12 protein-coding genes and 1 pseudogene are annotated in these 12,670 nt (G+C 40.3%); 9 read left to right on the top strand and 4 right to left on the bottom strand.

Annotation, left to right across the window (positions count from 1 at the left end):
- Window positions 1-95 precede the first annotated feature (95 nt).
- Entirely contained in the window at window positions 96-1,655 is a 1,560-nt protein-coding gene (gene ahpF / locus JR005_RS13800) for an alkyl hydroperoxide reductase subunit F (RefSeq protein WP_005004919.1), read from the top strand.
- Window positions 1,656-1,826: 171 nt separating this feature from the next.
- Here the strand turns inward: ahpF and JR005_RS13795 are convergent, their stop codons facing one another.
- Window positions 1,827-2,081 (bottom strand): YfhL family 4Fe-4S dicluster ferredoxin, encoded by a 255-nt coding sequence (locus tag JR005_RS13795; protein ID WP_218665300.1) that lies wholly within the window; start codon window positions 2,079-2,081, stop codon window positions 1,827-1,829.
- 2 nt (window positions 2,082-2,083) lie between these two features.
- Window positions 2,084-3,451 carry a tRNA 5-hydroxyuridine modification protein YegQ gene (gene yegQ / locus JR005_RS13790; RefSeq protein ID WP_218665299.1) on the bottom strand — a complete coding sequence of 456 codons (1,368 nt, stop codon included), beginning with the start codon at window positions 3,449-3,451 and terminating at the stop codon, window positions 2,084-2,086.
- Window positions 3,452-3,641: 190 nt separating this feature from the next.
- Between yegQ and JR005_RS13785 the strand changes: the two genes are divergently transcribed.
- The 3 genes and pseudogenes from JR005_RS13785 to JR005_RS13775 all read left to right on the top strand — a co-directional run.
- Window positions 3,642-4,466: a DODA-type extradiol aromatic ring-opening family dioxygenase gene (locus JR005_RS13785; RefSeq protein WP_218665298.1), complete on the top strand. Its 825-nt coding sequence runs from the start codon at window positions 3,642-3,644 to the stop codon at window positions 4,464-4,466.
- Between the two features lie 319 nt (window positions 4,467-4,785).
- Window positions 4,786-5,454 carry an isochorismatase family protein gene (locus JR005_RS13780; protein ID WP_004989775.1) on the top strand — a complete coding sequence of 223 codons (669 nt, stop codon included), beginning with the start codon at window positions 4,786-4,788 and terminating at the stop codon, window positions 5,452-5,454.
- Window positions 5,455-5,643: 189 nt separating this feature from the next.
- Window positions 5,644-5,961, top strand: a pseudogene (locus tag JR005_RS13775) (FCD domain-containing protein); the annotation flags it as partial.
- A gap of 53 nt (window positions 5,962-6,014) precedes the next feature.
- Here the strand turns inward: JR005_RS13775 and JR005_RS13770 are convergent.
- The gene (locus JR005_RS13770; protein WP_004989772.1) at window positions 6,015-6,794 is read right to left on the bottom strand and encodes a ferredoxin--NADP reductase; all 780 of its coding nucleotides are present in this window, start codon (window positions 6,792-6,794) and stop codon (window positions 6,015-6,017) included.
- Window positions 6,795-6,898: 104 nt separating this feature from the next.
- Here JR005_RS13770 and tsaA point away from each other — a divergent pair, with 104 nt between their 5' ends.
- Window positions 6,899-7,612 carry a tRNA (N6-threonylcarbamoyladenosine(37)-N6)-methyltransferase TrmO gene (tsaA, locus tag JR005_RS13765; RefSeq protein WP_218665846.1) on the top strand — a complete coding sequence of 238 codons (714 nt, stop codon included), beginning with the start codon at window positions 6,899-6,901 and terminating at the stop codon, window positions 7,610-7,612.
- 11 nt (window positions 7,613-7,623) lie between these two features.
- Here the strand turns inward: tsaA and JR005_RS13760 are convergent, their stop codons facing one another.
- Complete coding sequence (locus JR005_RS13760) at window positions 7,624-8,562, bottom strand: diguanylate cyclase (protein WP_218665297.1); 939 nt, start codon at window positions 8,560-8,562, stop codon at window positions 7,624-7,626.
- Window positions 8,563-8,709: 147 nt separating this feature from the next.
- On the opposite strand from JR005_RS13760, the gene JR005_RS13755 reads away from it, so the two are divergent.
- From JR005_RS13755 to JR005_RS13740, 4 genes are all read left to right on the top strand, one after another.
- Window positions 8,710-10,467 (top strand): GspE/PulE family protein, encoded by a 1,758-nt coding sequence (locus JR005_RS13755; protein WP_218665296.1) that lies wholly within the window; start codon window positions 8,710-8,712, stop codon window positions 10,465-10,467.
- A gap of 105 nt (window positions 10,468-10,572) precedes the next feature.
- A complete protein-coding gene (locus JR005_RS13750) occupies window positions 10,573-10,932 on the top strand; it encodes a NirD/YgiW/YdeI family stress tolerance protein (RefSeq protein WP_218665295.1) in 360 nt (119 codons plus the stop codon).
- A gap of 117 nt (window positions 10,933-11,049) precedes the next feature.
- The gene (locus JR005_RS13745) at window positions 11,050-11,706 is read left to right on the top strand and encodes a response regulator transcription factor (RefSeq protein ID WP_005003739.1); all 657 of its coding nucleotides are present in this window, start codon (window positions 11,050-11,052) and stop codon (window positions 11,704-11,706) included.
- A gap of 3 nt (window positions 11,707-11,709) precedes the next feature.
- A partial coding sequence (locus tag JR005_RS13740; protein ID WP_228731714.1) for a histidine kinase dimerization/phospho-acceptor domain-containing protein occupies window positions 11,710-12,670 on the top strand: 961 nt, incomplete at its 3' end.

The following is a 12,670-nucleotide window of genomic DNA, read 5'->3' as shown; positions in this document are numbered from 1 at the left end:
TCGATTAAAATCATAAAAACATACTGTTTCACCTATCCAAAGTTTTATCGTAATATTCTCAACAAGTTAAAAATTTTCTCCTTTGGAGCTTTACAATGTTAGATCAAAATATCAAAACTCAGTTAAAAGCCTATTTAGAACGTTTAGAAAGTCCTATCGAATTGGTCGCTGCTCTGGATGATTCAGACAAAGCTGCCAAGATCAAAGAATTGGTTACTGAAATTGCGGAACTCTCTGATCAAGTCACGGCTCGCTTTGATGGTCAAAATACACGCCGTCCAAGTTTTGGTATTGCCAAAGTCGGTGAACAACCACGTGTGTTCTTTGCGGGCTTACCGATGGGTCATGAATTTACTTCATTGATCTTAGCCTTGTTACAAACTTCAGGTTATGCACCGAAAGTCTCTGATGAGGTGCTCAACCAGATTAAAGGTTTGAATCTTAAAGCAGACTTTGATGTATTTGTGTCTTTAAGCTGTCATAACTGTCCAGATGTGGTTCAGGCACTGAATCTAATTGCGATTTATAACCCCAATACCACTGCGACCATGATTGATGGTGCCTTCTTCCAGGATGAAGTGGAACAACGCAAAATCATGGCAGTTCCGATGGTGTTCCAAGATGGCAATCATATTGGCCAAGGTCGTATGACCTTAGAAGAAATTGTGGCAAAACTGGACAGTGGGGCTGCTGAAAAAGATGCAGCGGCAATTAATGCCAAACAGGCTTTTGATGTATTAGTGGTGGGTGCGGGTCCTGCGGGTGGTACTGCGGCGATTTATGCAGCACGTAAAGGCATTCGTACAGGCATGATCGCAGAGCGTTTCGGTGGTCAGGTCATGGATACCATGGACATTGAAAACTTTACTTCTGTACAAAAAACTGTAGGTCCACAGTTTGCTGCGGATATGGAAAAACATGTACGTGAGTACGATGTGGACATTATGAATCTGCAACGTGTCAGTAAAATTGTCGGTGCCGATCAAACTGCTTCAGGTCTGGTGGAAGTTGAATTGGAAAATGGTGCCAAAGTTGAATCGAAAACCGTGATTTTATCGACAGGTGCGCGCTGGAGAAAAATGGGCGTTCCGGGTGAACAGGAATATGCGACTCGTGGTGTAGCGTATTGTCCACACTGTGATGGTCCATTGTTTAAAGGCAAAAAAGTTGCGGTGATTGGTGGTGGTAACTCGGGTGTTGAAGCGGCAATTGATTTGGCAGGTATTGTGGAGCATGTGACTTTGGTTGAATTTGATACCAAACTTCGTGCCGACCAAGTGTTACAGGACAAACTAAATAGCTTGCCGAATGCGACTGTAATCACCCATGCACTTTCAACTGAAGTCGTCGGTGATGGTGCTCAGGTGACCGCTTTGAAATATAAAGACCGTGCTACAGAGACAGAACACAGCATTGAACTATCAGGAATTTTTGTACAGATTGGTTTATTGCCAAACACAGATTTCTTGAAAGGATCAGTCGAGTTAAGTCCACGTGGTGAGATTATTATCAACGAGCGTAACGAAACCAATGTAGCAGGKGTATTTGCTGCGGGTGACTGTACCACTGTGCCGTATAAGCAGATCATTATTGCCACRGGTGAAGGGGCGAAAGCATCTTTGTCAGCATTTGATTATATTATTCGGAATAGTTAAACGCGCCTTTTTAAATCATGGAAAGCAGAGCAGTTTCGACTGTTTTGCTTTCTCATTTAACGGCTTGTCAATTTAAAGGCATTCATATTAAAGAGCTTTCAGATTTAWTYTAAAATTTATTTTATAGGAACTTGATCCTCTAACAGTCAAGTTCCTTTTTTTATTTTTCAATTAATATGAAATTATATTGAGTTGTTTAAACTTATCCATGAGCTGTGTTTGACCTTCAATATGTGCAGGATCCACTATGATGCAGTTGATCGGACAAACCGCAATACAAGTGGGTTCAGAGTAAAACCCGACACATTCTGTACAGCGATTTGCATCAATTTCATAGACCTTTTTTCCTTCAAAAATTGCAATGTTTGGACATTCTGGCAAACACATATCGCAATTAATGCATTCAGATGTGATCAATAAAGCCATTATTACTCCGCAGCATATGCCAAAGCAGAAGATGAAATCTGTTCTGTGGCATGTGGTAGGTTTCGAATCAGGAGTGCATATTTGATATCAATACTCGGATCTAATGGAATTTCAACCACATGTCCCGAGCCTTTGGCACTCTCGATTTGCTGACCTTTATTGTCCAAAATTTCACTTAGGACAAAACTTATATTTCCTTGTGGGGTCATGAGCTCTAATGCATCACCGACATCAAAACGGTTTTTGACATCGATCTTGATATAATTGCCATTACGTTCCAGAACTTCACCACAAAATTGCTGATAATCAAAATGTGAAGAACCATCAGCATAATTTTGATAATCGCTATGCACATGACGACGCAAGAAACCTTCGGTGTAGCCGCGATTTGCTAAACCTTCGAGCAGTTTCATCAAACTTGGATCAAAAGGTTTGCCCGCCAATGCGTCATCAATGGCTTTACGATAAATCTGTGCTGTACGCGCACAATAAAAATAAGATTTGGTACGACCTTCAATTTTTAAGGAGTAAATACCCATCTGACTTAAACGCTCTACATGCTGTACCGCACGTAGATCTTTCGAGTTCATAAAATAAGTGCCGTGTTCATCTTCCTCAGCAGCAAACATTTCCTCATCATTGCGTTGTACCAAAACAGGTTGCGTGAACGGAGCTTGAAGATCTTGTGGACGACAGCAACTGTGTGTGGAGGCGAGTTGCTGGGTAGGAATCATATCTCCAGTTTCATTTTCCATGGCATCATGAATTTTATATTCCCAACGACAGGCATTGGTACACGCGCCCTGATTGGCATCACGTTTATTCATATAACCCGAAAGCAAACAACGGCCCGAATAAGCCATGCATAATGCGCCATGTACAAACACTTCGAGTTCAATATCTGGAACATGCTTTTGTATTTCCGCAATTTCCTCAATCGAAAGTTCGCGTGACAGAATGACACGAGTAAGACCGTAATCTTTCCAGAATTTTACCGTTGCCCAATTGATGGCATTGGCTTGTACCGATAAATGAATGGGCATCTGTGGAAAATGCTCACGAACCAACATGATTAAACCTGCATCAGACATAATCAGTGCGTCTGGTTGCATTTTGATAATAGGCTCTAAATCGGTGATAAAATTTTTGAGTTTACTATTGTGTGGCTGAATATTGACCACCACATAAAACTTTTTGCCTAAAGCATGTGCTTCATGAATTCCAATGGCCAAGTTGTCATGATCAAATTCATTATTACGAACACGTAAACTATAGCGCGGTTGACCTGCGTAAACTGCATCTGCCCCATAGGCAAAAGCATAACGCATATTTTTTAGTGATCCAGCGGGAGAGAGCAACTCAGTTTTCATGGCAATTGAAAAGGCATAGTAAATATAAGTGATTATTTTAAAATTACTCAGTGTTTTGCTCAACCTAGCAAATTAGTCAGGATTAATCGTTCTAAAAATGCATCTGATTGTTCTGTTTTTATTATTGTTGTTGCATTGGTAAGCTTATTAAATATTAGACAATGATTGAATAAAACCTGAGGGAATATCCATGAAAATTGCAAATCATCGACAGCCTGTATTTTTTATCTCGCACGGTGGTGGACCATGGCCGTGGATGCCTGAGTATTTAAATACAGTTTATGCCAATCTGGCCCAATCATTGGGTGATTTGTTAGATTCTGTAGTAGTACGACCTAAAGCCATTTTGATGATTTCTGCGCATTGGGAAGCGCCGGAGTTTACGGTTCAGACGGCATCGCAACCCGATATGATTTATGATTATGGTGGTTTTCCTGCACATACCTATCAGGTACGTTATGAATCATCTGGATCACCAGAACTGGCTGAACGTGTTGTGGAATTGCTAGAACAAGCGAATATTCCAGTGGCGACCGATGCACAACGTGGCTACGATCACGGCATGTTTTCGCCAATGCAGGTCATCAACCCTGCGGCGGATATTCCAGTAGTACAGTTGTCTTTGAAAAAAGGGCTAAATCCGCAACAACATATCGAGATGGGACGTGCTTTAGCGCAGTTACGTGATGAAAATGTGTTGATTGTGGCAAGCGGACTCAGCTATCACAACTTGCGTATGTTCAATGCTCATGCGGCAGAGCCTTCACGCGCCTTTGATCAGTGGTTATTTGAAACAGTGGTTGAGCATCAGGGCAATGCACGTAATGCATTATTAAATGATTGGGAACATGCTCCTGCGGCACGCGTTGCGCATCCCCGTGAGGAGCATTTATTGCCATTGATGGTGGCTGTAGGTGCCGCAGAGCAGGAATTAGCTACACGTAATTATCATGAAGAGCAATTTATGGGCGGTTTGTCGGTTTCCAATTTTGCTTTTGGTGAGCTTAAATCATAGATTCAATGTATTGATCTACTCTTGAATCTTATAAGCGTAGTCAAATCAATTAGAAGCGATCTGGAGAATTCAACAGATCGCTTTTTTTGTTCGTCTTATCATTATTTTATTTTTTGGTTGATCATTCATGTAACAACTAAAATAAATTGATATTTCTTTACAAAATTAAGCTTAAATTAAGTTTTTATCATTCTTTTTTGACATTACCATCAGTTGATAGCCACACTAATTCTAGACTGTTGGCTGTGTCATCAAATGAAAAATTATTAATCTACATAATGGTTTTCATTTTTAATTTCGTAAGAATAAGGAGTGATCTATGGCTGCTACAAATGGAATGTTAGATCCAGACGATTCAGTTATTTTACTGATCGATCATCAAAGTGGTTTATTCAATACAGTAAGAGATGTTCCGGTCCCAGACTTACGCAATTACGTCATTGCCATTGCAAAGGCTGCATCCTTATTAAATATCCCTGTTATTACAACGGCGTCTGTACCTGATGGACCAAATGGGCCATTAATTCCAGAAATACATCATTATGCTCCTCATGCAGTCTATGTTCCACGTACAGGGCAAATTAATACATGGGACAACCCATTATTTGTAGATGAAGTTAAAAAGACTGGCAGAAAAACGCTGATTATTGCAGGTACGCTTACCAGCGTATGTTTGGCTTTTCCGGCAGTGAGTGCGCGTCAGGAAGGATATAATGTTTATTGTGTGATTGATGCTTCAGGTAACTGGAGTAAATTAGCAACTGACACAACCATTGCACGTGTGACTCAAGCTGGTGCAATTCCAACAGATACCTTTGCGATTGTGGCTGAGTTAATGCGTACTTGGAATCGACCTGAAGGCTCTCGTTTTGCTGGAATTCTTGCTGATCATGTATGTCCAGAATACAAGTGCTTAATGGAAAGCTTTGATAAAGCACAAGCGGTTGTTCGCGATGGTCCAGAAACCAACTTGGATAAATATCAATAAGATAAATTAATTTTATTTGATTATAGATATAGAATTATGAGCCCAAATTCTCGCTAAGAATTTGGGTTTTTTATTTAATATTGAATAGTCTTGATATCACCTTACAGACAAAATTGTTTTGATCTGGAAAAACGGCAATAATTTTGGTGGTGGATGCAGCAACTTTTTTGGTACTTTCATCGAATTAAAGAGTGGATCAAGCTTTTTGGTGATTTTCATATTTGTTTATGTGAAGCCAATCATAATCCGATCGCGACAGGATATTTGCAAACTTTAATTGCTAGAACTTCCTCGTTAATCGGGATGTATGAAACCAAACCAAATCAGTGTTCGGTTGAAGAACATGAGGCAATTTTGCAGGCGATTGAGCAAGGTGATGAGCAAAAAGCCATTCAATTGATGGAAGCACATTTAGGTGAATATGCGCGGAGCTTTTTAGATGAACAGCCAGATACCAAGTCGCCAAATCTAGTGGATATCTTTCAAAATAAAAAGCTTAAAAAATAATGAATATAAAAAACCGAGAAATTTTTCTCGGTTTTTTTGGTCATGAAGGCAGATTATTTTTCAACGAATGCACGTTCAATTACGTAATCGCCTAAAACGCCCATACGCGGAGATTCTTTAAGACCAGCTTTGTCTAAAAGTGCAGCTACATCAGTTAAGAAATGTGGGCTACCACAAAGCATCGCACGGTCAGTTTCTGGGTTAAAAGGTGGTAAACCAATTTTTTCAAATAATGCGCCCGTTTCAATGGCAGTGGTGACACGACCTTCATTTTCAAATGGTTCACGCGTCACAGTTGGGTAGTAGATCAATTTGTTTTTGATGTCTAATTCTTCAAACCATTCATTATTTGGCAATTCATTCAAAATTAGATCTTGGTAAGCCAATTCACTAATCCAGCGTGTACCATGAACCAAAATCACTTTTTCAAATTTTTCATAAGTTTCAGGATCACGAATTAACGATAAAAATGGTGCAAGACCTGTACCTGAAGAAAGGAAATACAGGTTTTTACCTGGATTAATATCATCATGTACCAACGTACCTGTTGGCTTTTTAGAAATCAAAATTTCATCGCCCACTTGTACTTTTTGTAAAATCGAAGTGAGTGGACCGTCTTGAACCTTAATCGAGAAAAACTCAAGTTCTTCTTCATAATTAGCACTGGCAATTGAGTAGGCACGCATTAATGGTTTGCCATTGACCTCAAGCCCGATCATGACGAACTGACCATTTTTAAAACGCAGTGCGGTGTCGCGTGTGGTTTTAAAACTAAAAAGAGTGTCATTCCAGTGGTGAACATGGGTGATGCGTTCAACGTTAAAAGCAGCCATTAAAGGTCTCAATCACGATCAAAAGAAAACAGGTTGCTATTCTAATCTAAAATCATTCTCGATAAACTGAATATATTTAATTGTGTTTATAAGAAAAAGTGATGATGAATTCTGTAAATTTGCCAATCATCGGCAGCATGCATTCGCCTTACCTTGAAAAGTTTGGTATTCCGCGCCAGCCTAATCTGGTGCAGGTCGAATCGTATATTGAAATGTATGAACCCTATAATGATCCATTGGCATTTGAAGGTATCGAGGAATTTAGTCATTTATGGCTGATTTGGCAGTTTCATGACAATAAACATCAGCAGGAGTTTGAAAAATTTCGTCCGCAAGTCCGCCCACCACGTTTGGGTGGTAATAAAAAAATTGGGGTATTTGCGACCCGTAGTATGTATCGACCTGCGCCGATTGGGTTATCTGTAGTACAATTTAAATCAATTGAAAAAATAGGCAAAACACTTCGTATTTATGTGACAGGCAGTGATTTACTGAATGGAACGCCTATTTTAGATATCAAACCTTATATTCAATATTCTGACGCCATCGAAAATGCGCAAAGTGGCTATGCTCAGCATGAACCCGCGAGAAAAAAAGTCATGTGGACAACGGATGCTGATGCGCTACGACAAAAATATTTAGATGAGAAAAAACTGACGGTTCAGATTGTGGATGAGCTTGAACAAGTATTGTCTCTTGACCCACGACCTGCGTATCAGGATGATCCTAATCGGATTTATAAAATGAAATTTGCTCAGTTTGATGTCAGTTTCAGTGTGAATGAACAATACATTGAGATTGTTGATTTTACTGAATGAGCAGCATTATTTTAGTGTGCTTTACACTGTTGCTTATGGATATACATTTGCTGATCAGCGTGTTTACATGCGTCTTCCAACCCCTGACTTGGATGGCGCATTGCATAACCAATCGCAGCACTGATTTTAGCATCTGCCAAATGTTCCAGTAAGCGTTGTTTTAATTGTTCCAGATGATCATGGTCATGACCCAGTATCAGGATTCCAAATTCATCGCCGCCTAAACGTGCCAGTAAATCTTCCTGACGTAGTGAATTTCTTAAAATAAAAGCAGCCTGTTCAATAAAACGATCGCCTTCGGCATGTCCTTGTTGGTCATTGATTGCTTTTAAACCGTTCAAATCAATCATGAAAACAGCAGCAGGATGTCCATAGGTTTTACAACGTTCTTCTTCTATACAAATGAATTGATTCCAGCCGCGGCGGTTATAGACACCCGTCATGGCATCAATAACGGCTTCATTTTGTAGGCGTTCATGTAAACGAATTTGTTCATTTTCGCGGATTTCACGCTGCAAAATATGGCTGAGTAAATTACCAAATAATTCAACCAAACCACCATCTTCAATAATTTTTTCAGACTTTGGTTCTGGATCAATCGCGCACAAAGTGCCAAATAGACTGCCATCCTCTTTAACCAGAGGTTGTCCGATATAGGCTTTAATATTGACTTGTTGGGCAATGGGTGCAGAAGCGTAAAGTGGAACATCTTCGGAACGTGGCGCAATCCGTGGTGCGTGTCCTTGTACCATATGTGAGCAAAACGAATCTGCCCAGTTAAAAACGCGGCCAGGTTTGACATCATAACCATGATCTTCGGCCTGTAATACGATCCAGTCATTGCCTTCTACACGCGTGATCATCCATAAATCAAATCCAAATTTTTGACGTAAAAAATGCAGTACTGCTTGTCCTGCGTCATGAAAGTTTTTAAATGCAATTGAACTCATTTAGCCGCCTATGATCTGGATATTTTATTGGTGCTTTTTATGGCACTTTAAAACAATTTTGGGCGGCTGCATATCCCTAATTTAAAGACTAAAAAATACATTGCAAATGAAGTCTGCTATATTGTGTAGAGTGTTCGGGGTATAACAATGAAGTTTAATTTTGAAATAGATACGGTTTGGTGTTTAGAACAATTATTAAAAGATGGGCGCATCACTGAGCGTGATAAATTATTGATTCAAACCACACATCGTCAAAAAGATCAGTTGAAATGGCACCCGATTCAATGGATTGCCCAATTCAATCTTAAAGACCAACAATCACCAGATAAAGTGTTAAACAGCACGCGTTTAAGTCAATGGCTTGCGGAAAAATCAGGGCTGGCATTTTATGTGATTGATCCACTAAAAGCTGATGTTAGTAAATTAACCTCGGTGATGTCACAAGAGTTTGCTTTACGCAATAAAATTTTAGCCGTTAGCATTACAGCAGATTCAGTTTTAATTGGGACAGACCAACCATTTATGACTGACTGGTTGGTCAATCTTGAGCGTAGCTTGAGTCCGAAAAAAATTGAACGGGTGATTTTGAATCCTGAACAGTTACATCGTTATCTGGTTGAATATTATCAGGTCAGTCGCGCGGTCAACTCGTCGCAAAATTCGGGTAGTTATGATCGGGAAAATAAAGGTGTCGAAGCACTTTTACAATTAGGCGATACGCAAACCCCTGATGCCAATGATCAACACATCGTTAAGCTAGTCGATTGGGTGTTGCAATTTGCTTTTGAACAGGGTGCCAGTGATATCCACCTTGAACCACGTAAGGATACAGGCAAGGTTCGTTTCCGTATTGATGGCGTTTTGCATACCATTTATAACATGCCTGCAAATACTTTAACTGCGGTGATTGCGCGGATTAAAATCTTGGGACGACTCAATGTTGCAGAAAAGCGTAAACCACAGGATGGACGATTAAAAACCCGAACGCCAAAAGGACAAGAAACAGAACTACGTCTTTCGACTTTGCCGACTGCATTTGGCGAAAAAATGGTGATGCGTATTTTTGATCCAGAAGTTTTGGTGCGTAGTTTTCAACAACTTGGATTTGAAGGACGTTTGCTTAATGATTGGAATACACTCACACAGCATAGTCACGGCATTATTCTGGTTACGGGGCCGACAGGTTCAGGTAAAACCACGACACTTTATTCATCATTAAAACAATTGGCAACTGAACAGGTCAATGTCTGTACCATTGAAGACCCGATTGAAATGTTGGAACCCAGTTTTAATCAGATGCAGGTCAATCCTGCCATTGAACTTGGTTTTGCCGATGGTGTCCGAGCTTTAATGCGTCAGGATCCCGATATCATCATGGTGGGTGAGGTGCGTGATCAGGATACCGCCAATATGGCGATACAAGCAGCATTAACAGGTCATTTGGTACTTTCAACTTTGCACACCAATGATGCACCCTCCAGTTTAACTCGATTACATGATCTTGGTGTCCAGCCATTTCTGACTGCCGCAACTATTTTGGGTGTATTAGCACAACGTCTGGTCAGAAAGTTATGCCCGCATTGCAAAGTGCAAACCCAGATTAATGAACAGGAATGGGAACACCTGACTTTTGATTACATTATGGATATGCCTGAAACTGTCTATTGTGCAGTGGGCTGTGAAGCATGTCGTAACACGGGTTACAAAGGACGTGTTGGTATTTATGAATTTATGCCGGTGAGCACTGAAGTTAAACATTTAATTAGTGCCCATGCGACTTTAAATGAATTACGTGCCCAAACTAAAAAAGAAGGCGTAGAACCATTACGCATTGCGGGTGCGCGTAAAGTGATTGAAGGCGTTACCACGTTAGAAGAGGTTTTGCGTGTTGTTCCACTCAGCTAAATAGCCTAATCGCAAATTTTCCTAAGATTCACCTCATCTTGTTTGTTTAATTTATGGGTATTGAATGAATCAACTCGATACACCGACATCAATGAGGTCATTAAAATGAATATGATGCGCAATATCTTATTAGCTGCAACTTTAGCAACCACGGGTTATGTATCTGCACAGACACCTGTTAATCAGTCTGCTTTAGCGCCAACAAAAGTGACAAGTGTGAAGCAAGCTTTGACCATGAAAGATGATGCACCTGTAATGCTTAAAGGGCAGGTGGTTAAATCTTTGGGAGATGAAAAATATCAATTCCGAGATGCCACAGGCACGATTACAGTCGATATTGATGATGAATTATGGCAAGGTCGTGCAATTTCTCCCACTACAATCGTAACGTTGATCGGTGAAGTTGATATTGACCGTATCCCGACAAAACGTGTTGAAATTGATGTGGATAGCGTTCAATTTTAACAGTAAACCCTAAATGTTCTCCTCCAGAGAAACCGCATGTCTGATTTTGGATTTGCGGTTTTTTTACTCTATAGTGAAAAACAGATCTATTTAATCATAAAGCACTTGAGATCGCACATGCGCATATTAATAGCAGAAGATGATTGTTCCCAAGCCGAAAGTATCAAATCATGGCTCGAAATGGATGGCTATCGTGTGGATTGGGTTGAACGTGGCGATTATGCGATTGCCGCCATTGAACAACACCAGTACGACTGTATTTTGCTAGATCGAGGTTTACCTAAAGCGACAGGGGATGATGTATTAGTGGCTTTACGCAAGCATCAGCCGATCACGCCTGTTATTTTTATCACTGCCAAAGATACGATTGAAGATCGGGTGACAGGGTTGGATTTGGGGGCAAATGACTATCTGGTTAAGCCTTTTAGTCTGGATGAACTTTCTGCCCGCGTACGCGCCCAGTTGCGTTCTCAGCAACGTGCCAATAGCCATATTTTAGAATGGAAACAACTCAAACTAGATACCCATGCTAAAACGGTATTGCTAGATCAGCATATTGTGGATTTAACCGCGAAAGAATTCCAGATTTTATATAAATTGATGCAATACCCCGAACGTATTGTAAGACGTGAGCAACTTGAAGAATCGCTTTATGCATGGGGTGAGGAAATCGAAAGTAACGCGATTGAAGTTTATATTTATCAGTTGCGTAAAAAAATCGGTGCAACTTTGATTAAAACCATTCGTGGTTTGGGCTATCGAATGGGTGAGTAAATAATGAATCGTCCCGTCTCTTTGTCATTACAGTCCAAACTAATCAGAACAACGCTATGGAGTGGCGTGATTGCAGGCGTAATTGCTTTTATGTTGCTGGTGTTTTTGACCTGTTATCACACCATGAAAGTACAAGATGAAATCATGGACGAGGTTTCAGATATGTTGTTGCTTTCTGATGTGCATTTACCTTCAGGTCAGCAATTGGAAGAATTAAGTGATGAGTTCGATCTGCAATATGTCTTGTACTGGAATCATCAACTGCTCAGCCAATCCGCAGATCATGATGCTATACCTCTAAATTTAGACGTTGAAACAGATTTTTCCTTGCGATGGAAAGATGGACAGCTTTGGCGTATTTATCGGCAGGATAAAGCTGAAACAGGACTCATATCTATTGTGATTCAGCCTTTATCGGCACGCTTTGATGAACTATGGCAAAGCTTGATCTGGTACTTGGTGATTTTGATCATTCTATGGCTATTACAATGGGGATTGATGCGTTGGGGGATTCGTCGTGATCTGGCGAGTTTACGAAATTTATCTCAATCTATAGAACACAAATCGGCGCAGGATTTACAACCCATTGTCACGGCACACATGCCTACAGAAATTCAACCTGTAATCAACTCTTTAAATCATCTCCTGCATCGATTGGATCGGGCATTATTGGCAGAGCAGGCATTTACTGCGGATGCTTCACACGAATTACGTTCTCCTTTATCTGCCATACAAATGCGTCTGCAATTGATTCAGCGAAAATACCATGATATTCCTCAACTTAAACAGGATTTAAGCCAAATTCAAAATGATGTCAATCGTAGTACGCAGGTTTTAGAAAATTTACTGCTTTTAGCACGTTTAGATCCTGCCCGTGAACAGCAACTCACCAAAACGCGGTTATCTCTAGATGAAATCGTGATTGAAGTCATCGCTGCATTATCTTTGTTTGCAGAAGATCAAG

Source organism: Acinetobacter sp. Colony158 (assembly GCF_019264745.1).
In the GTDB taxonomy this organism is placed as follows: domain Bacteria; phylum Pseudomonadota; class Gammaproteobacteria; order Pseudomonadales; family Moraxellaceae; genus Acinetobacter; species Acinetobacter ursingii.
The sequence above is the reverse complement of the archived record's forward strand: the minus strand, read 5'-3'. Positions and strand labels throughout refer to the sequence as shown.